Annotated in this window: 14 protein-coding genes; 8 read left to right on the top strand and 6 right to left on the bottom strand. The window is 75.0% G+C overall.

The window, feature by feature from the left end; all coding sequences use genetic code 11:
- Positions 1-19: 19 nt before the first annotated feature.
- From MNZ39_RS04395 to MNZ39_RS04385, 3 genes are all read right to left on the bottom strand, one after another.
- A complete protein-coding gene (locus MNZ39_RS04395; RefSeq protein WP_242335084.1) occupies positions 20-991 on the bottom strand; it encodes a patatin-like phospholipase family protein in 972 nt (323 codons plus the stop codon).
- A complete protein-coding gene (locus MNZ39_RS04390; RefSeq protein ID WP_242335080.1) occupies positions 988-2,376 on the bottom strand; it encodes a NapC/NirT family cytochrome c in 1,389 nt (462 codons plus the stop codon). The genes MNZ39_RS04395 and MNZ39_RS04390 overlap by 4 nt, the downstream gene beginning before the upstream one ends.
- A gap of 164 nt (positions 2,377-2,540) precedes the next feature.
- A complete protein-coding gene (locus tag MNZ39_RS04385) occupies positions 2,541-4,301 on the bottom strand; it encodes an MASE1 domain-containing protein (RefSeq protein WP_242335077.1) in 1,761 nt (586 codons plus the stop codon).
- 683 nt (positions 4,302-4,984) lie between these two features.
- Between MNZ39_RS04385 and MNZ39_RS04380 the strand changes: the two genes are divergently transcribed.
- Positions 4,985-5,926 (top strand): LysR family transcriptional regulator, encoded by a 942-nt coding sequence (locus MNZ39_RS04380; RefSeq protein ID WP_242335074.1) that lies wholly within the window; start codon positions 4,985-4,987, stop codon positions 5,924-5,926.
- Between the two features lie 84 nt (positions 5,927-6,010).
- Here the strand turns inward: MNZ39_RS04380 and MNZ39_RS04375 are convergent, their stop codons facing one another.
- Positions 6,011-6,451 carry a hypothetical protein gene (locus tag MNZ39_RS04375; protein ID WP_242335071.1) on the bottom strand — a complete coding sequence of 147 codons (441 nt, stop codon included), beginning with the start codon at positions 6,449-6,451 and terminating at the stop codon, positions 6,011-6,013.
- Positions 6,452-6,649: 198 nt separating this feature from the next.
- On the opposite strand from MNZ39_RS04375, the gene MNZ39_RS04370 reads away from it, so the two are divergent.
- From MNZ39_RS04370 to MNZ39_RS04360, 3 genes are all read left to right on the top strand, one after another.
- Entirely contained in the window at positions 6,650-7,336 is a 687-nt protein-coding gene (locus tag MNZ39_RS04370) for a DUF2059 domain-containing protein (RefSeq protein WP_242335069.1), read from the top strand.
- Positions 7,337-7,427: 91 nt separating this feature from the next.
- Positions 7,428-9,998, top strand: coding sequence for a PEP/pyruvate-binding domain-containing protein (locus MNZ39_RS04365; RefSeq protein ID WP_242335064.1), 2,571 nt, complete (start codon positions 7,428-7,430; stop codon positions 9,996-9,998).
- A gap of 123 nt (positions 9,999-10,121) precedes the next feature.
- Positions 10,122-12,758 (top strand): HD domain-containing phosphohydrolase, encoded by a 2,637-nt coding sequence (locus MNZ39_RS04360; RefSeq protein ID WP_242335062.1) that lies wholly within the window; start codon positions 10,122-10,124, stop codon positions 12,756-12,758.
- A gap of 18 nt (positions 12,759-12,776) precedes the next feature.
- Here MNZ39_RS04360 and MNZ39_RS04355 read toward each other — a convergent pair whose 3' ends face one another.
- Together MNZ39_RS04355 and MNZ39_RS04350 are read right to left on the bottom strand one after the other, a co-directional pair.
- Complete coding sequence (locus MNZ39_RS04355) at positions 12,777-13,343, bottom strand: methyltransferase (RefSeq protein ID WP_242335059.1); 567 nt, start codon at positions 13,341-13,343, stop codon at positions 12,777-12,779.
- Complete coding sequence (locus tag MNZ39_RS04350; protein ID WP_242335056.1) at positions 13,340-14,914, bottom strand: GNAT family N-acyltransferase; 1,575 nt, start codon at positions 14,912-14,914, stop codon at positions 13,340-13,342. The genes MNZ39_RS04355 and MNZ39_RS04350 overlap by 4 nt, the downstream gene beginning before the upstream one ends.
- A gap of 336 nt (positions 14,915-15,250) precedes the next feature.
- On the opposite strand from MNZ39_RS04350, the gene MNZ39_RS04345 reads away from it, so the two are divergent.
- The 4 genes from MNZ39_RS04345 to MNZ39_RS04330 form a co-directional block, all read left to right on the top strand.
- Entirely contained in the window at positions 15,251-16,450 is a 1,200-nt protein-coding gene (locus MNZ39_RS04345; RefSeq protein ID WP_242335053.1) for a 3-phosphoglycerate dehydrogenase family protein, read from the top strand.
- Between the two features lie 202 nt (positions 16,451-16,652).
- Positions 16,653-18,008, top strand: coding sequence for an APC family permease (locus MNZ39_RS04340; protein WP_242335051.1), 1,356 nt, complete (start codon positions 16,653-16,655; stop codon positions 18,006-18,008).
- Between the two features lie 13 nt (positions 18,009-18,021).
- Positions 18,022-18,651, top strand: a complete 630-nt coding sequence (locus MNZ39_RS04335; protein WP_242335049.1) for a cyclopropane-fatty-acyl-phospholipid synthase family protein — start codon at positions 18,022-18,024, stop codon at positions 18,649-18,651.
- 121 nt (positions 18,652-18,772) lie between these two features.
- Positions 18,773-19,029, top strand: a 257-nt coding sequence (locus MNZ39_RS04330; protein WP_242335047.1) for a hypothetical protein, incomplete at its 3' end; no start/stop codon positions are given.

The raw sequence follows: 19,029 nt of genomic DNA, 5'->3' as shown, positions 1-19,029 counted from the left end.
GCACGAGCCGGAGCCCGCGTCAGCCGCCCGGGGTGCCCGCGCTCGCCGCCGGGGCGGGGCGGGGCCACGCCGCGAGCACCTCGCGGATCCGGGGCAGCGCCGCGCGGGCCGCCTCCATGCCCGCCCTGATCGCCGCGTCCTTGCGGTCGAAGTCGACGAAGCCCACGTCCTCCACGGCGGGCTGGATCGTCACGTCTGCGATCCCCCGGAGCTCCTCGGCCTCGGCGCGCGACACGAGGTTCACGACCCGGAAGATCACCTCGACGAAGTTCCTGGGGGTCGCCTTCGGCTCGAGCGCGGCGAGGTCCACCGCGATGACCACGTCCGCGCCCAGCTGCCGCGCGACGTCCACGGGCAGGTTCCGGACGACGCCGCCGTCCACCAGCACGCGCCCGCCGAGCCGGACGGGCTCGAGCACGCCCGGGATCGCGCACGACGCGCGCACCGCGCGCGCAACGTCCCCCTCGTGGAGCACCACTCGATCGCCGGTGTCGAGATCGGTCGCGACCGCCGCGACCGGGACGCGCAGGGCCTCGAACCTCCGCGCGTGGACGTGGTCGCGCACGAACCGCTCGAGCCGGTCCCCCGTCGCGAGCCCCTCGCCGAACAGCGCCGGCGCAAGGGAGAAGTCGAAGAAGTCGTGTCGGTCGAGGCTGCGCGCCATCCGCTCGAGGGCGTAGCTGTTGGGCTGAGCCGCGTAGACGGCGCCCACGAGGCTCCCGACGCTCGTCCCGACGATGAGCTCGATGGGCACCCGGGCGTCCTCGAGCACGCGGATCACGCCCACGTGGGCGAAGCCGCGGGCGCCCCCGCCTCCGAGGACGAGCGCCACCCGTGGCGGCTGGTCGTCGAACGGCGCGGGCGGCACGTCGGGCAGCGGCGGCGCCGCGGTGCGGCAGGCGACGAGCGTGAGGAGCACGGCGAGCGCGCGGGGGGCGAGCCGCGGCGCGGAGAGGCGACGGCGGCGCGCCCCGCTCGACCGGGCGCTCACCGCCCGAGCTCCTTCAGCACGGGTGGATCGACCTCGCCCTCCGCGAGCACCCGGTGGCAGAGATCGCAGTCCTGGGAGATCGTCCGGCCGTCCTCGGCCGCGTGCGCCTCGTCGTGGCAGCGGAAGCAGCCCGGGGCCTCCTCGTGCCCGACGAACGAGGGGTACGTCCCCCACCCGATGCGCATGCTGGGCCAGACGTTCGTGGCGTACACGTCGCCGAGCGCCGCCGCGGCCGCCTCGATCGCGTCGCTCCGGGAGCGGGCGACGTCCGGATGCTCCCGGGCGTAGAAGGCGCGCAACCCGTCCCGGATCGCGGCGCGCGCGGCCTCGTGGGACGGGTGCTCCTCTCGCACGAGCCGCACCCCCTCGCGCCGGACGAACGGCAACGCGCGATCGATCCGTCCCGCGACGATGGCGGCGTCCACCTCGCGCTCCGGGGTGCCGAACACGTGCGTCGGCCGGTTGTGACAGTCGACGCAGTCCATCGTCCGCCACTCCCCGCCGGCGCCCTCCACCGGCTCGGGCGCGCGGAAGGTGCGCCGCGTGCCATCGGCGAGCGTGAGCTCCACCGCCCCGATCCTGCTCCGGGAAGGATCCGCCTGGTAGCGCACCTGCACGCCGGGGCGGACGTGCCAGTGGACGCCGCCGCCGCCCTGCTCTCCGCCGCCGACGTGCACGACGAGCACCGTCCGCCGCGGTGTGCTCGCCGCGTCGTCCGCGTGCGAGGTGCGCACGCGCAGCCGGTCGCCGACGAACCGGGTCGGCCAGTGGCAGCGCTCGCACGTGTCCCGCGCCGGGCGGAGGTCGTGGACCGGCACCGGGATCGGGCGCTCGTACAGGTCGAAGGTCACCGACACGAGCTGCCACGCGCCGGACAGCTTCGACTTCACGAACCAGGGCGCACCGGGCCCGATGTGGCATTCCACGCACGCGACGCGCGCGTGGTTCGAGCGCTGGTACGCGGTGAACTCCGGATCCATCACGCTGTGGCACGACCCGCAGAACGCCGGCGAGTCCATCACCTCGACCGCCCCGAACGTCGCGAGCGCGACGATGACCACGTTCACCACCGTCAGCGCGGCGATGAAGAGGACGCGCCTGCGGGTCGCGGGGTGGTTGAGGTCGACCACCGGCAGCGCCGGCTCCTCGCCGCCTCCGGCGCGGCGGCGCCGCGCGAGCCAGTCGCCGAGGGGGATGAGGAGGAGCCCGACGACGAAGACCCCCGGCAGGATCACGAACGCCAGGATCCCGAGGTAGGGGCCGCCGTGATACCCGACCAGCCCGAGCGCGAGCAGGGTCACGACGAGGATGCCCGCGACGGTGGCGGCGATCGCGCCCGCGAGCCCGAGCGGACTGCGCGTGAGATCCGCGAACAGGCGCCTCATCTCCCCTCCCCGGCGGCGTGTCCGGCGACGCCGCCGCCATCATGCGTCCGCGGCCGCCGGCGCTGGTCGCGCGATGGCGGCTCCGGTGGGGAGGACCCGGCGGGTGCGACGGGATGGCAGGCTGCCGCGGGCAGTAGCATGCACCGCAGCAGGTCTCGGCGGCCTCAGGCGGACGTGCGGAGGACCGGCGTTTCCGCGGCCTCGAGCCCGAGCTCGAACCAGAACCGGCTCCCGACGCCCACCTCGCTCTCGACGCGCAGCTCGCCGCCCATGAGCGCCACGAGCTGGCGGCTGATCGCGAGCCCGAGGCCGACGCCGGCCCGGGCGGTGCGCGCGGAGGCCCCCTGGCGGAAGGGCTGGAACACGCCCTCGAGCTCCTCCGCCGCGATGCCGGCCCCGGTGTCGCTGACGGCGAACGAGACGGCGGGCCCCGCCGCGCGGACCTCGAGCGCGACCTCGCCCCGCGCGGTGAACTTGACCGCGTTCCCCAGCAGGTTGAGCAGCACCTGCCGGAGCCGCACCTCGTCCGCGAGGACGTAGGTCGGCAGCCCTGCGCCGACGTCCACCTTGAGGTCGAGCCCCTTCTCGTCCGCCTCCAGCCGGACGAGCTCCCCGGTCGTGCTGGCGAGCTCGTGGAGGTGCGTCGTCCCGAGCCGCAGCTCCAGGCGCCCCGCCTCGATGCGCGACAGCTCCAGCAGATCCTGCACGAGGTCCAGGACGTGCGCGCCGCTCCGCCGGATGACGGCGGCGTGCCCGAGCGCCCGCGGCCCGGCGCTCGCGTCGCGCTCGAGCAGCCACGCCCGGCCGAGGATCGCGTTGAGCGGCGTGCGGACGTCGTGGCTCATCCGGGCGAGGAAGTCCGACTTGGCCTGGTTCGCGGCGTCGGCGGCGCGGCGCGCCTGCTCCGCCACCTCGTGCGCCTCACGGAGCTTCGCCTCGCCCTCCCGCAGCGCCGCCACCTGGCGGTCGAGCTCGGCGGTGCGCTCCGCGACCGTCTCCTCGAGCGCGTCCCGCGCCTCACGCAGCCGCGCCTCGCCGCGCCTCCGGTCCTCGTCGAGGACGGAGAGCGCGAGGAGCGGCAGCGCCGTCGCGACGAGGAAGAGCTGGAGCGCGAGGACGTTGTGGGCCGGCGAGGCGCCGGTGAACGGCCCGAGCCCGTGGCGCGTCGCGGCGAGCGCGAGCAGCGCGACCGCGGAGACCGCGGTGCTCGCGCCGAGCGTGCCGAAGCGGATCGCGGCCCAGAGGAGCAGCGGGAGCGGCAGGTAGAGCGCGCCGGGCCACGCGCTCTCGCCGGCATGGTGCCAGAACGCGAAGGCGACCGCGACGGCGAGCCCGGCGCAGAGCGCGAGCGCCTCGGCGACGCGGCGGGGGCTCCCCGGCGAGCGCCAGGGGCGCCGCGCGAGCCAGAGCAGGATCGTGGGGGTGAGCGTGAGGTGCGCGAGCGCGTCCCCCAGGAACCAGCGGCCCCACGCGGTGCCGTACGCGGTGCCGGCGGCGACCGCCGCCGCCGCCCCGGGGAGCGCCGCGACCGCGGGAGCGAGGAGCACCGCGAACACCGCGAAGCGCGCCGCGACACGGATCGTGACGGTGGAGGCAGGGCAGCCGGCGCGCCGCAAGAGCCACGCGGCGACGACCACCTCGACCGCGTTCGCCGCCGCGAACCCGGCCGCGGTCGAGGACGGGAATCCCATGGCGAGGTCGGACGCGAGCTCCGCCAGGACGACCGCCGCGAGGAGGGCCGCCCACCGGCGCCGGGGCGAGCGGAGCAGCGCCACGAGCGCGAGCGTGTTCGGCACCCAGAACGCCGCGATCGACTCGGCGCCGACGTTGAAGGCGGAGCCGAGGCGCGCGGCGAGGAAATACCCTGCGAGGAGGGCGAGCGGACCGACGACGGCGCGGACGGACGGCAATGGGACTCGGGGCATGCTCGCTCGGGCTCGCGATGGCTCGCGCGGGAGGCGCGGTTCCTAACGGCGCGAGGGCGCGGGCGCGAGCCGCGACGCCTCCCGTGCCCACGGTACGGTCGAAGCCTTAGCCCGAGTCCGCGCTCGGACCGGGCGGGCGAGCGCCACCGGAGTCGCGCACCGCGCCGGACGCGAGCGGCGCGCGTTGTCCGGCCGCGATCGCGTCGGCAGGTTGGAACCCGTCCACCCCTCGCCCTTCGATGGGCTGAGGGCGAGCTCGTCGAAGCGCAGCGGGAGATGGCACGCGGGCGGTCCGGTTTCAGTCGGACCGCCCGCTCGCCCCTTCGGCCCGTCCCGGGTCAGCGCACGAGCCGCAGCGCCGAGGCCGGCTCCACGATCCCGAGCAGGAAGAGCACCCAGAGCGCCACCCAGCCGACGAGCAGCACCACCGCCGCGACCGCGTCGGGCGTCACGACGCTGGCCGCCCGCCGCGCCGCCGCGAGCGTCGCGCGACCCGCGGCGCGTTCGATCGCGCGTCGGGTGCGGCGGCGAGGCGGCTCGGGGGTAGCGGCACGGCGCCCCGGGGCCCACGCGCCGGGGACCCACGTGGGCGGTGAAATACGGCTTCCGGCAGGCGACGTCATCGTGCACTCCTTTTCGGGATCCGCGCGCGCCGCGCGGTACGTTCGAGGAGAGGTCTAGCGATGGCGAGGGCACCGCTGAACGCGCAGCCGAGCACCGCCCCCGCGCACGAACGCGCGGGCCGGCTCGACTGGGGCAACCTGCGGTTCTTCCTCGAGCTCTCCCGCTCCGGCAGCCTCTCGCGCGCGGCGCAGCGCCTCGCGGTGGACCGCAACACCGTGGCGCGCCGGGTCGCGGCGCTCGAGGAGGAGCTGAAGCTCCCGCTCTTCGAGCGCGGCCCTCAGGGCTGGATGCGGACGGCGGCCGGGGACGAGCTGGCCGCCCTCGCCTCCCGGATCGAGGAGGACGTGCTCGCGCTCGCCCGGCACGTGGACGCGCGCGACCGCGCCATCGCGGGGACCGTGCGCCTCACGACGGCGATGCACCTCTCGGCGCACCTGCTCGTCCCGGCGCTCCCCTCCCTGCGCGAGCGGCACCCCGCGCTCCTCCTCGAGATCGCCGCCGATCAGCGCACCTTCGACCTGAGCCGCCGCGAGGCGGACCTCGCGCTGCGGATGGGCCGGCCGCGCGACGCGGGGCTCGTCACGCGCAAGCTGTCCGACGTCGCCTACGGGCTCTACGCCGGGCGTGCGTCCCCGGCGGCCCGGCGCGGCGAGGTCGATCTCGCGGGGGATCCGTTCCTCGGCCTCGACGACTCGCTCGCGAGCTCCCCCCAGGAGCGCTGGCTCGCGCGCGTCGCGCCGCAGCGCCACATCGTGTTCCGGTGCAACAGCACCGCCTCGCTCCACGCCGCGGTGCGGATCGGGATCGGCGTCGCGGTCCTGCCCTGCTTCGTGGCCGAGGGCGACGCCGGCCTCGTCCGGCTGGACGCGCCCGAGCCGCCGCACCACGAGCTGTGGCTGCTCGTGCACGGCGATCTCCGCCGCACGCCGCGCGTGCGCGCGGTCATCGACTGGGTCGACGCGCTCGTCGCCGCGGCGCGGCCCGCGCTTTGCGGGCCCTGACCGGGCTCAGGTGCCCGCCTCGGCGACGCCGTCGCGCCTCGCGACGGGCTCGCCCCAGGCGGACGACGCCCTCGTGCCTCGTCATCAGAGCGGGAACGCGAGCCGCACGCCGATCATCGCCGTCGGGTCGAGGTAGCCGACCTCGAGCCCGAACGACACCGCCCGCGCCACGAGGCCGAAGCCGACCGCGGCGTGGAGCTTGAGGGCGTCGTCGTCGTCGAACACGATCCACGGCCCGGCGAGCCCCTCGACGTACAGGCGGTCCATCCGCACGCGCAGCTTCACGTCGAGCGGGACGCCGACCCGCGACGGCTCGGAGAGGAGCATCGCACCGAAGCGCGCGCCGACGGAGAGGTGCCGGGCGAGCGGCGTCGCGACGCCGAGCGTGAGCTGGAACTCGCCGATCTCCGGGTCGAGCAGGTAGTCCGCTCCGAGCCCGAGGGCGACGGAGGCGTCGGCCGGGCGCGCCCAGGCGAGGGCGGCGGCGACGGCGAGGGAGGCGACGAGGGCGCGGCGGACGGTCATGGAGAGGCTCCTGCGGTTCATGGCCGCAGGGCGGCCGATCGCCCGCCATCCTACGCAGCGAGCGACCGCAGCAAAGGCACCGCGGTCGGTGTCTCGGCGCTCATGTGCGGAGCGCGGCGGGAGCCGAACCAAGTGGGTCGCGGTTGCACCCCTCGCGTGCTACTAACGTTTTCCGCCCATTCGAACCCGGAGCCCTGAATGTCCCTTGCTCGCCGTCTCGCCGTCGCAGCCGTGCTCTCCACCCTCGCCGCCCCGGCGCTCGCAGCGCCCGCCCCCGCGGCGAAGCCGGAGGCGGCCAAGCCGGCCGCCAAGCCCGAGGCGGCGAAGCCGGCCGCCCCCAAGCCCGAGGCCGCCAAGCCCGTCGAGCTGAAGCCCAGCGCCGGCGAGCTCGCCCGCGTCCTCATGCCGAAGAAGACCTGGGAGGCGGGGCTCGGTGCGCTCTCCAAGAACGTCCAGGCCCAGATGCAGATGCACCCGGGCGCCAAGCTCGAGTACCCGAAGGACTTCGACAAGCAGGTCCGGTCCGAGCTCGAGGCGGCGCTCCCCTACGACGCGCTGCTCGACCTGCACGCGAAGGAGCTCTCCGCGGGCTACACCGAGCCGGAGCTGAAGGATCTCCTCGCCTTCTACAAGACGCCGACCGGCCAGAAGTCGCTCGAGGTGATGCCCACCGTCTCGCAGAAGATCGCCATGCAGACGCAGCAGCGGGTCCAGGCCAAGATGCCCGAGATCATGGAGCGGCTCGCGGGCAAGGTGAAGGGGCCCGCCGGCGCGAAGACGAGCCCGCACGGCGCGATGCCCCCCGGCCACGGCGGAGCGGCGCCCGCGCCCCAGGCCGCGACCCCCGCGACCCCCGCGACGCCGCCGGCCAAGCCGGCGAAGTGACCCCGCGGCGGAGCCGCCGCCGCGAGCTTCTGCGGCGGGCTCTCGCGGGGAGGCGAGAGCCCGCCGGCCACGGCGCGACGAGGAGCGTGTCATGACCGCCCCCGCGCCCAGCACCGGGTTGCCCGGCCTCGACGCCGTGCTCCGCGACCTGCGCCCGGGCGACAACGTCGTCTGGCAGGTCGAGACCCTCGACGACTACCCGCCGCTCGTGGCCCCCTTCGTCGAGGCGGCCCGGGCCGCGGGCCGGCGGGTCGTCTACCACCGCTTCGCGCGCCACCCCGCCCTCGCCGACGCGGCCGACGGGGTCCTGCTCCACGAGCTCGATCCCGCCATGGGGTTCGAGAGCTTCACCGCCGGCGTCCACGAGGCGATCGAGCGCGCGGGGCGCGGCGCCTGCCACGTCTTCGACTGCCTCTCGGAGCTCGCGGCCGGCTGGTGCAGCGACCTGATGCTCGGGAACTTCTTCACCGTCACCTGCCCGTACCTCTTCGAGCTCGACACGATCGCGTACTTCGCGGTCGTGCGCGACGGCCACTCGCTCGAGGCGGTGCAGGCGATCCGGGACACGACGCAGCTCCTCGTCGACGTCTTCCGCCAGGGCCGGACGCGCTACGTCCACCCGCTCAAGGTGGACGGACGCCACTCGCCCACGATGTACCTGCCGCACGTCTGGGAGGACGACGCCTTCCGTCCGCTCACCGAGAGCGCGGTGCTCGCCGAGGCGCTCGCCGGCGCGTCCGAGGGGCGGCTCGACCCCGCCGCGCGCCTCGACGTCTGGGACCGGCGCTTCCTCGAGGCGCGCGAGCTCCAGGAGGCGGTGCGAGCGGGGTCGCGGCCGTGGCAGGACGAGCAGGCCGCGTTCCGCGCCCTCGTGCGGATGATGCTCACGCACGACCCCCGCCTCGCCGAGCTCGCCGAGCGGTACCTCGACCTCAACGCGCTGCTCGCGATCCGCCGCCGCATGATCGGGACGGGGCTCGTGGGCGGCAAGGCCTCGGGGATGCTGCTCGCGCGGGCGGTGCTGGAGAGCACCGATCCGGCGTGGCGGCATCGCTTCGAGCCGCACGACTCCTGGTTCATCGGCTCGGACGTGTTCTACACGTACCTCGTCCGGAACGGCGCTTGGCGGGCGCGGCGCGACCAGCGGAGCCGCGCCTCGCTGCTCGCGGGCGCGGCCGAGGCGCGCGCGCGCCTGCTCGCGGGGACGTTCCCCGCCGCCGTCGTCCAGCAGTGCGTCTCGATGCTCGACTACTACGGCCAGTCGCCCATCATCGTGCGCTCGAGCAGCCTCCTCGAGGACGGCTTCGGGAACGCCTTCACGGGCAAGTACGAGAGCGTGTTCTGCCCGAACCAGGGCGCGCCGGAGGAGCGGCTCGAGGCGCTCCTCGCCGCGGTGCGGACCGTCTACGCGAGCGCGATGAGCGACGCCGCCCTCCACTACCGCGACGATCGCGGGCTCCTCGACCGCGACGAGCGGATGGCGATCCTCGTGCAGCGGGTGTCCGGCGCCGTCCACGGCCGCTTCTTCTACCCGCAGGCGGCCGGGGTCGCGCTCTCGTACAACCCGTACGTCTGGAACCACGCCATCGACCCGGACGCCGGGGTGATGCGCCTCGTCTTCGGCATGGGGACGCGCGCGGTGGACCGCTCCGACGACGACTACACGCGCATCGTCGCGCTGAACGCGCCGCAGCTCCGCCCGGAGACGAGCCTCGACGAGGCCACCGAGTACGCCCAGCGCCGGGTGGACGTCCTCGACCTCGAGGCGAACCGCTTCACCTCGGCGCCCATCGACGAGGTCGTCGCGGAGAGCCCGCTCCTGCCCGTCGACCTGTTCGCCACCCGCCGCCGCGGGCCGGGCGGCGGCTGGGTCCTCACGTTCGAGAAGCTCCTCTGGGCGACCCCGCTCGTGGACGAGGTGCGCACGCTCCTCGCCGCGCTGCGCGAGGCGTACCGCTACCCGGTGGACGTCGAGTTCACCGCGAACTTCCTCACCGGCGGCGACTTCCGGCTGAACCTCGTCCAGTGCCGGCCCCTCCAGGTGAAGGAGGGCGGGATCGTTCCGCCCCCGCCCGAGGGGCTCGCGGCCGACGCCGTCGTCGCGGCGAGCCGCGGGCCGGTCGTCGGCCAGAGCACGAGCGCGCGCGTGGATCGCGTCGTGTTCGTCGACCCGGACGCGTACGCGACGCTCGCGACGCAGGACCGCTACGAGGTCGCGCGGGTGGTCGGCCGGGTGACGCGCGCCGGCGACGCGGCGCGCCGCGTGCTCCTCCTCGGGCCCGGCCGGTGGGGCACGACGACGCCTTCACTCGGCGTTCCCGTCTCGTTCGCGGAGATCCGCCGGGTCGCCGCGCTCGGCGAGATCATGCGGCTCGGCGACGTCATCCCCGACGTCTCGCTCGGCTCCCACTTCTTCAACGATCTCGTGGAGTCGGGGATGCTGTACGTCGCACTCTATCCCACCCACCCCGGCCACGCGCTCGACGAGGCGCGCCTGCGGGCGGCGCCGAACCGCCTCGCGCAGCTCTCGCCCGACGACGCGCGCCTGGCGCACGTGGTGCGGGTGGTCGACTTCCCCCTACCCGAGGATGGGCGCGCGCTCTGGCTGCACGCCGACTGCGTCCGGCAGGAGGTGATGTGCTACCTCCGCGCCCAGGAATGACGCCGCGTCGTGGGACGCCGCCGCGCCGGGCGCCGGCTTCTACGGACGGGCCGAGATCCACTACACTCCGCGCAACCATCGACCGTCGGCGCACCTGGCGCGGCGGCGGCGGCGCGAGATCGCTTGAGCGAGCCATCGACATCCCCCGAGCCGCCCGCGCGGCGCCGCCCCCGGCTCGATCGCAGGCGGGTCCTCGCGGCGCTCTTCCCCGAGGTCCTGCTCGACGGCACGCCCTGGCGCGCGCAGTGGCGGGGGCACGAGGACCGGCTCATCGTCCTCTCCGCGCGCATCGCGCTCGTGAGCTCCATCGTCGGCCAGGTCCTGCACCACTTCCTCGTCGACCTCCCGCTCGAGCTCACGCCCGCCTCGCGCTGGGCCACGTACCGCTTCGGCAGCTCAGCCGTCTACGCGCTGCTGCTCGCCGCGACGTTCCTGCCGAGGCTGCAGCGCGGCCTCTGGGCGCGCGCGCCGCTCGTCGTGCTCACGTTCACCGTGAGCTGCCTGCAGGCCCTGACGGTGGTGTGGCTCCCCAGCGTCTCGTACCTGTACGCGTTCGTCTTCGGGGTGGTGGGGGTGCTCCTCCTCCGCCAGTCCGCGCCGACGGCCGTCGCCACGCTCGCCTCGATCTTCGCCGCCCAGTGGGCCATCGCGTGGCGCCACACGGACGTCCACCCCGCGCGGCTCTTCAGCGTCGTCACGCTGGCGGTCGGCCTCGTCCTCCTGTTCCGGGCGCGCATGACCACCGACGTCCGCGCCTTCCTCACCTCGCGGCGCGAGCGGCAGACCCAGCAGCAGCTCCTCGCCACCCAGGTCGAGCTCGACCGCGTGAAGACCAACTTCTTCACGAACGTCTCGCACGACCTGCGCACGCCGCTCACCCTCATCATCGCGCCGCTCGAGGCGATGCTGTCCGACGCGCGCGACCTCTCCGCTGAGGTGCGCGCCGATCTCGAGCTCATGCTGCGCAACGCGCAGCGGCTGCTCCGGCAGATCAACACGCTCCTCGACCTCTCGCGCCTGGACGCGAAGCACGAGTTCCTCCGGCTCGAGGACCTGGACGTGGTCGAGCTCCTCGGCTCGCTCGTCGAGAGCGGCCGGCCGCTCGCGGCGCAGCGGCACGTCTCGCTCGCCCTCGCCGTCGACGGACCGGTGCCGCCGCTGCCGGTGGACCGCGACAAGCTCGAGAAGATCGTCCTGAACCTCCTCTCGAACGCGATCCGCTTCACCGACGGGTCCGAGGCCCGCCCCGGCGCGGTCACGGTGCGCTGCGGCGTCCGGGAGGATCGCTTCTTCTGCTCCGTCGAGGACACGGGGATCGGGATCCCCGACGACCAGATCGAGCGCGTGTTCGACCGGTTCCACCAGGTGCGGGGCCCGGCCTCGCGCGGCCGCGGCGGGACCGGCATCGGCCTCGCGCTGGTGCGGCAGCTCGCCGAGTTCCACATGGGCTCCGTGGCCGTGCGGAGCCGCGTCGGCGAGGGCTCCTGCTTCACGCTCGAGCTGCCGCTGGACCGCTCCGCCTATCCCGCCGAGCGGCTCGACCGGCGCCAGGACCATCAGCCCGTGCCGGTGGACCGCCGCCGCCCCGCGCAGCCCGCCGCCGTGGCGCTGCACCTCGAGGCCGCCCGGCCGCCGCCTCGCCCGGCCCGGCCCACCCCCTCCCCCGTCACGCGCGCCACGAGCGGCACGAAGCCGCTCGTCCTGGTGGTGGACGACAACCGCGAGCTGCTCGACTTCGTGGCGCGCCAGCTCGCGGACGAGTTCCGCGTGCGGAGCGCCGAGCGCGCGGACGAGGCGCTGCGCGCCGCCGCCATCGAGCCGCCCGCGCTGGTGGTGAGCGACGTGATGATGCCGGGCCGCTCCGGCACCGACCTCCTGCGCGAGCTGCGCCGCGACGCCCGCCTGCGCCACGTGCCGGTCATCCTCGTGACCGCCAAGGCCGACCTGGAGAGCAAGATCGAGAACCTGCGCGAGGGCGCGGACGACTACCTCGCGAAGCCCTTCAGCGTGGCGGAGCTGCGCGCGCGCATCCGCTCGCTGCTCGACAAGCGCAAGCTCGCCGTCGAGCTGGCGGAGAAGAACGAGTACCTCGCCAAGCTCAACTTCGACCTCGTCCTCTCCAAGCGCCAGGTGTTCCTCGAGACGATGGAGGCGTTCGCGCTCGCGGTGGAGGCGAAGGACCCGTACACCCACGGCCACTCGCGCCGCGTGTCGCTGCTCGCCGAGCGCGTCGCCCGCGAGCTCGGGCTCTCCGAGGCGGAGTGCGAGACGATCCGCATCGCCGGGATCCTCCACGACCTCGGGAAGATCGGCACCCCCGAGGCCGTGCTCGTGAAGCCCGGCAAGGTCACGCCCGAGGAGTACGCGATCTTCAAGCGCCACGCGCAGCTGGGCTGGCGCATCGTCTCGGCGGTGAAGGAGCTCGACGGCGTCGCGCGCGCGATCCTCCACCACCACGAGCGCTTCGACGGCGCGGGCTACCCGGACGAGCTCGCGGGGATGCAGATCCCGACGCTCTCGCGCGTGCTCGCGGTGTGCGACACCTACGACGCGATGACGAGCGATCGCCCGTACCGCGCCGGGATCGCGCACCGGCTGGCGGTGGAGGAGATCCTGCGCTGCAGCGGCTCGCAGTTCGATCCGGAGTGCGTGCAGGCCTTCCTGCGCCTGTACGAGGACGCCGCGCCGCAGTTCCCCGCGTTCCCGTCCGGCCTCCGCGAGCTCGCGAGCCGGAACCTGCTCGGCGGCGGCGCGAGCTGACGCTCCACGCCGGGGCGCTCAGCCACCGCGGCCGAGGAGGACGGAGAGCCGCGGCACGAACATCCCCACCCGGGCGGCGTACTCCCGGTGCGCTCCCGCGAGCGGGCTCGCGGCGAACCCCCGCTCCTCGCGCACCGCGGCCCGCCAGTACGTGAGCACCCCCAGCCCGACGAGCGGCAGGAGCCACGCCGTGCCGGCCGCCGCGAGGCCGCCCGCGAAGGCGAGCAGGTAGCTCGCGTAGAACGGGTGTCGCACGAGGAGGTAGGGGCCGCGCGTCTGGAGGTGCTCCGGCACGTGCGCCGCGAAGGCGAGGAGCAGCGGCCGCTCCCGGTTGACCCGCGCCGCCCACAGGAACAGCCCGAGCGACAGGGCGAGGAGGACGAGCGCGGCGGCGAGCCGCGCGGGCGGCACCGGCGTCAGCGCGATCACGGCGGCCTCGCTCCCGAGGACGAGGCCGGACACGAGCGAGGCGCGGTAGCGGTGCGGTCCCTCGGGGCGCCGGAACACGCGGCGCACGCCGCCGAGGAACACGAACGCCAGCGCGCCGAGCGCGCCGAGCGCGACGAGGCGCAGGTCACCGCTCATCGGCGCCACCCGCGCGCGCCCTTGCGCCTGAGGTGCAGCGCCAGCGCGGCGCGCGCGGCGGGCCCGAACAGCCGCCAGAGCGCGACGCGCGCGTCGAGCAGCCTGCTCGCGGGCGCGACGCCGCACAGGCGCGCGAACGACCAGAGCTCCCATCCGCCCATGAGGTTCCAGATCACCGGGTTCACGTGCTTGCCCGAGACCACCCGCGCGACCTCCGCCATCATGAGGTGGTGCTCGAGCTTCATCCCGGGGTGGACGTAGGACGCGCCGAGCTTGCGGAACCCCACGCGCCCGTAGGGCTTCACGAGCTCGTCGGTGCAGCTCATGACCGCGAAGCGCCGGCCCGACTGCAGCGTGGTGAGCGCGCAGTGCTTCACGAGCGTGTAGAAGAGGTCGCTCCCGCGGAACTCCGGGTGCGTGCAGAACTTCGAGAGCTCCACGATCTCGTCGCGCGGGGGCGTGCCCGGCGGCAGGGCCAGGTAGTCCTCGTGCTTGAGCGGCGAGTCCGGGGTGGGCGGGAAGAGCAGCCGGACGCAGGCCACGATGCGGCCGCGGTACTTCGCGACGAGGATGCGCGAGCGCGCGTCGAGCGCGTCGGCCATGTCCTCGTCCCGCACCTCCGGCCCGGCCTTGCCGGCGCGCAGGTAGGCGAGCCGCCGGAGCGCCAGCACCTCCCGGTACTCCTCCTCGGTCCGCACCGCGCCGAAGTCGAGCGCGCGGCTGGACGAGCGGACGTGGAAACCCGTCTCGCGCAGCGCCTGCACGCTCGTCTCGGGCCCGAACTGGAGGAGGTACTGCCCGACGAGCTCGCGGGCGCGGGGATCCGGGACCGACCACGTCACGCCGAGCGCGAGGCAGCGCTTCGCGCCGTGCTGCGCGACCCGCACGCGCACGACGCGGAACGCGATCTCCGCCTGGCCCATCGTCGGGAAGGTGCAGCTCCCGGTGAACTCGACGCCCGGGATGAGGAACTTGTTCCGCAGGCTCGTGACGAGCTGCATGCCCGTCCGCGAGATGTCGACGATGCGGAAGTGGATCTGGTCGTCGTAGCGGACCGCGTTCGGCGTCACGCCCGTCGGGAGCCAGTCGCGCTCGCACGCGAAGCGCGAGGACGACCGCTTCTCGCCGGGCGCGCCCTCGTCGCCGGCCGGCTCCGACCAGCGCAGCGCGACGATGGCGCGGCCGCGATCCATCCGGACCGCCGCGACGCGGAGCGCGCCGAACGTGCTCGCGCTCCCGCCCACGCGCAGCGTGAGATCGAGGGCGTCGCCCGGCGAGACCGCGGCGAGCGCGGTGGAGCGCACGAGCTCGACGCCGAGGGGCGACATGCGCCAGACCTGCGCGGACGACCCGGGCCCGGGCGTCCCCGCCAGGCGAACCCGCGCGAAGACCGGATCGCCGGGGCGCACGTCGCCGGGCAGCACCGGCCCGTGGACCGGATCGCGCGGCCCGAGCGCGTGGACGCGCGCCTGCGGGCCCTCGGGGGCCGACGCGTCGAACCCGCGCGTCGGCGGAGCGGCGTCTTCGTCCGGCCTTGCGCTCGCGTCGGCGGACGAGGTGGGGATTCGCATCGGTGCTCGCCTCCTGGTGCCGGGTCCCCGACTCCCGCGGCCGCGGGACATACGAAGGAAGGAACCACATCCCCGGTGGGTACACATTCACGTACCGTATCGGGTGCCAACCCACCCTGACGCCGATCAAGCCGTTTCGGTCCCGATGGGCGCCGATTTCGGGCGAAATCGCCCGCGATTTCGAGGGTTGAGCTCACCACCGGGCCTCTTTGGACGGCGCCGGAATGCCTCCCCCGCTAGGCCCAACACGTCCCGCGACGGCGGGGCCCGCGCATGCTCTCCTCCGCGCGGCGCCCCGTCGCTCCACCCATTCGCCCCCCCGCAGCGGAGGCCACCATGAAGATCCTCGTCGCCGATGCCTTCCCGACCGAGCGGCTCGCCGACTTCCAGTCGCTCGGGCTCGAGGTCGATCATCGCCCGGACGTCGCCGCGAAGGACCTCGCCGCCGCCGTTCGCGACGCCTCCATCCTCGTCGTCCGCTCGAAGCAGGTGCTGGGCGAGGTGTTCGAGTCCGCCTCCGGCCTGTCGCTCGTCGTGCGCGCCGGCGCGGGCGTGAACACGATCGACGTCCCCGCCGCCTCCCGGCGCGGGGTGTACGTCGCGAACTGTCCGGGCCAGAACTCGATCGCCGTCGCGGAGCTCGCCATCGGGCTCGTCATCGCGCTCGACCGGCGCATCCCGGACAACGTCGCGCTCCTGCGCGCCGGGAGGTGGGACAAGAAGACCTTCTCCGAGGCGCAGGGGCTCTTCGGCCGCACGCTCGGGGTGGCCGGCCTCGGCTCCATCGGCCGGGAGGTCGTGACGCGCGCGCAGGCGCTCGGGATGCGGGTGGTCGCGTGGTCGCGCTCGCTCGACGACCGGAAGGCGAAGGCGCTCGGCGTGGAGCGTGCGCCCGACCTCGCCGCGCTCGCGCGCGAGGCGGACTACCTGTCCCTCCACCTCGCGCTCTCGAAGGAGACGCGGGGGATCGTCTCCCGCGACGTGCTCGCGGCCATGAAGCCCGGCGCCGCGCTCGTCAACACGGCTCGCGCGGAGATCGTGGATCAGGTGGCCCTGCTCGAGCTCGCGCGCACGGGGCGGATCCGCCTGGGCACGGACGTGTTCGCGGGCGAGCCGGAGAAGGGGAAGGCCGACTTCGACAGCGAGCTCGCGAAGCTTCCGAACGTCTACGGGACGCACCACATCGGCGCGTCGACCGCGCAGGCGCAGGACGCGATCGCGCGCGAGGCGGTCCGCATCGTCGAGGCGTTCGTGAAGAGCGGCGAGGTGCCGAACTGCGTGAACGTCGCGGAGAAGACGCCGGCCCGCGCGCGGCTCGTCGTGCGCCACCTCGACAAGGTGGGGGTCCTCGCCAACGTCCTCGGCGCGATCCGCGAGGCAGGCATCAACGTCGAGGAGGTCCAGAACACCATCTTCGAGGAGCACCAGGCCGCGTCCTGCAGCATCGACCTGGACGACCGCCCGCAGGAGGCGCTCCTCGAGCACCTCCGCACGCGCATCCCGGACGTGCTGTTCGTGGGATCGTTCGAGCTGTAGCCCGCTGCCGAGGGAGCACCCCGCGGCGAATGCCGCGAACGGGCGCGACCTCGTGGCGCCCTCGGCGGCCGCCGCGGGACCCGAGGTCACGCCGACATCACCGGGCCGCGCCGTGCCGCCCGCCCGGCGGGCCGACGCCCGCTCGCGCGCGGCGAATGCGGAGCGTTGACGCGCGCGGCAGCGCGGCCGAACGTGGCCCGGCATGGGGGCGGGGGGCTCGTCGGGGCGCGAGGGTCGGGGCGGTGCGCCGCGCCCGGCGCTCGCCCTGCACGACGCCGTCGCGCTCGTCCTCGGCATCGTCATCGGCGCCGGCATCTTCCGCGCGCCGTCAGCCGTCGCCGCGAGCGCGCCGGGCGTCCCGGCGATCCTCGCGGCGTGGCTCGCGGGCGGCGCCGTCTCGCTCGCCGGCGCGATGTGCTACGCGGAGCTCGCGGCCGCGTACCCCGATCCCGGCGGCGACTACCACTTCCTCTCCCGCGCGCTGGGGCGTCCGACCGCGTTCCTGTTCGCGTGGGCGCGACTCACGGTGATCCCGACCGGCTCCGTCGCGCTCCTCGGGTTCGTGTTCGGGGACTATGCCGCGGATCTGCTCGGCGCGCCCGGCGCGAGCGGGCCGCTCGCCGCGGCGATGGTGGTGACGCTGACGCTCGTGAACGCCGCCGGGCTCCGCGTCGCGCGCGGCGTGCAGAACGTGCTCACCGTCGCGCTCGTGCTCGGGCTGCTGGTCGTGATCCTCACCGGGCTCGCGCTGCCGGCGGCGCCGCCGCCCTCGGCCCCCGTCCCGGCGCGGCCCGCGTTCGGCCTCGCGATGGTCTTCGTCCTCCTCGCGTACGGCGGGTGGAACGAGGCGGCCTACGTCTCGGCGGAGCTGCGCGGCGGGCGGCGCGCCATCGCGACCGCGCTCGTCGCCTCCCTGCTCCTCGTGACGCTCCTCTACGTCCTCGCGAACGCCGCGTACCTGCGTGGCCTCGGCCTCGACGGCGTGCGCGCGTCGAGCGCGGTGGCCGCGGACCTGCTCGGGCGTGCCTTCGGGCCGGTGGGCGCGACGACCATCGGCGCGATCGTCATCGCCGCCGTCGTGACCTCCGCGAACGCGACGCTGCTCCTCGGCTCCCGGATGGTCTGGGCGTTCGGCCGGGACTACCCGCGCTTCGCCACGCTGGGGCGGTGGAGCGCGCGCGCCGCGTCGCCGGTGAACGCCGTCCTCCTGCAGGGCGCCATCGCGCTCGCGCTCGTCGGCATGGGGGTGCTGTCCCGGCGCGGCTTCGAGGCGATGGTCGCCTACACCGCGCCGGTGTTCTGGCTCTTCTTCCTGCTCACCGGGATCTCCCTGTTCGTGCTCCGGCGGCGCGATCCTGCGGCCGCCCGGCCGTTCAAGGTCCCGCTCTACCCCGCGACGCCGCTCGTCTTCTGCGCGGCGTGCGCGTTCCTCTTGTGGTCGAGCCTCGTCTACGCGGGCCCCGGCGCGATCGCCGGCGTGGCCGTGCTCGCGACCGGGCTCGCGCCCATGTGGCTCTCGCTGCGCAGGGCGCCGGCGCGCCCTCCTGCCGCAGCGTGAAGGAGGCGAGATCATGTCCCGGCCCACGCTCCCCTTCCCCGCGCGGCTCGCCGCGATCCTGGCGGCCCTCGCCGCGCCGCCCGTGCTCGCGCAGCAGGCCGAGCCCGCGCCGCCGGCGGCGCCCGCCGAGGCGCCCGCGGTCGCGCGGAAGCCCGCGCGCACGCCCGACGTCATCTTCGTCCCGACCCCGGAGCGGGTCGTCGCCACGATGCTCGACCTCGCCCGGGTGGGGAAGGGCGACGTGGTGTACGACCTCGGCTGCGGAGACGGCCGCATCGTGGTCGCCGCCGCGCAGCGGGGCGCCCGCAAGGCGGTGGGCGTGGACATCGACCCGGAGCGCATCGCCGAGGCGCGCGCGAACGTGCGGGCGGCGGGCGTCGCGGATCGGGTCGAGATCCGCGAGGGCGATCTCTTCGAGCTGGACCTTTCCGACGCCACCGTCGTGACGCTCTACCTCCTCCCCGACCTCAACCTGAAGCTCCGGCCGAAGCTCCTCGCGCTCCGGCCCGGCACCCGGATCGTGTCGCACGCGTTCGACATGGGCGACTGGAAGCCGGCCGCGGTCCGGCAGGTCGACGGCAAGACCGTCTACTTCTGGACCGTTCCTGCCCGGACGAAGGCGCAGGCGCGCACCGGGAGGTAAGGGGCGCCGCACCCCGCGTTCGCGTGTACCCCGCCGCCCTTCCCGACTAGAACTCGTCCACGGCGACGCCGCCCCCGCCCGTCCGGGCGCAGGGCGGCGGCCGGCGCGCGAGGAGGCCGAGGTGGACGTTCGGAGCGGGCTGGGTCGTGTCGCGGTGCTGGACGGGAGCGAGGCGGCGCGGCGCGTCGTGCGCGCGGTGCGGGACCTCGGGCGCGAGGGCGCCGCCGATGCGGCGGTGCTGCTGTACGCCGGGGAGCTCCGCCGCTCGCCGGCCGCGCGCGAGGCGGACGAGGCGCACGCGGCGGACGCGGACGTCGAGGCTTCGCTCCGGCGCGCCCGCGCCGACGCGGCCTGGCTCGGGCCGGCCTCCATCGCGGA

The sequence above is a fragment of the Anaeromyxobacter sp. SG66 genome (assembly GCF_022690805.1).
Lineage (GTDB): Bacteria > Myxococcota > Myxococcia > Myxococcales > Anaeromyxobacteraceae > Anaeromyxobacter > Anaeromyxobacter soli.
Note: the sequence above shows the minus strand (reverse complement) of the source record. Positions and strands in the feature narration are given on the sequence as shown.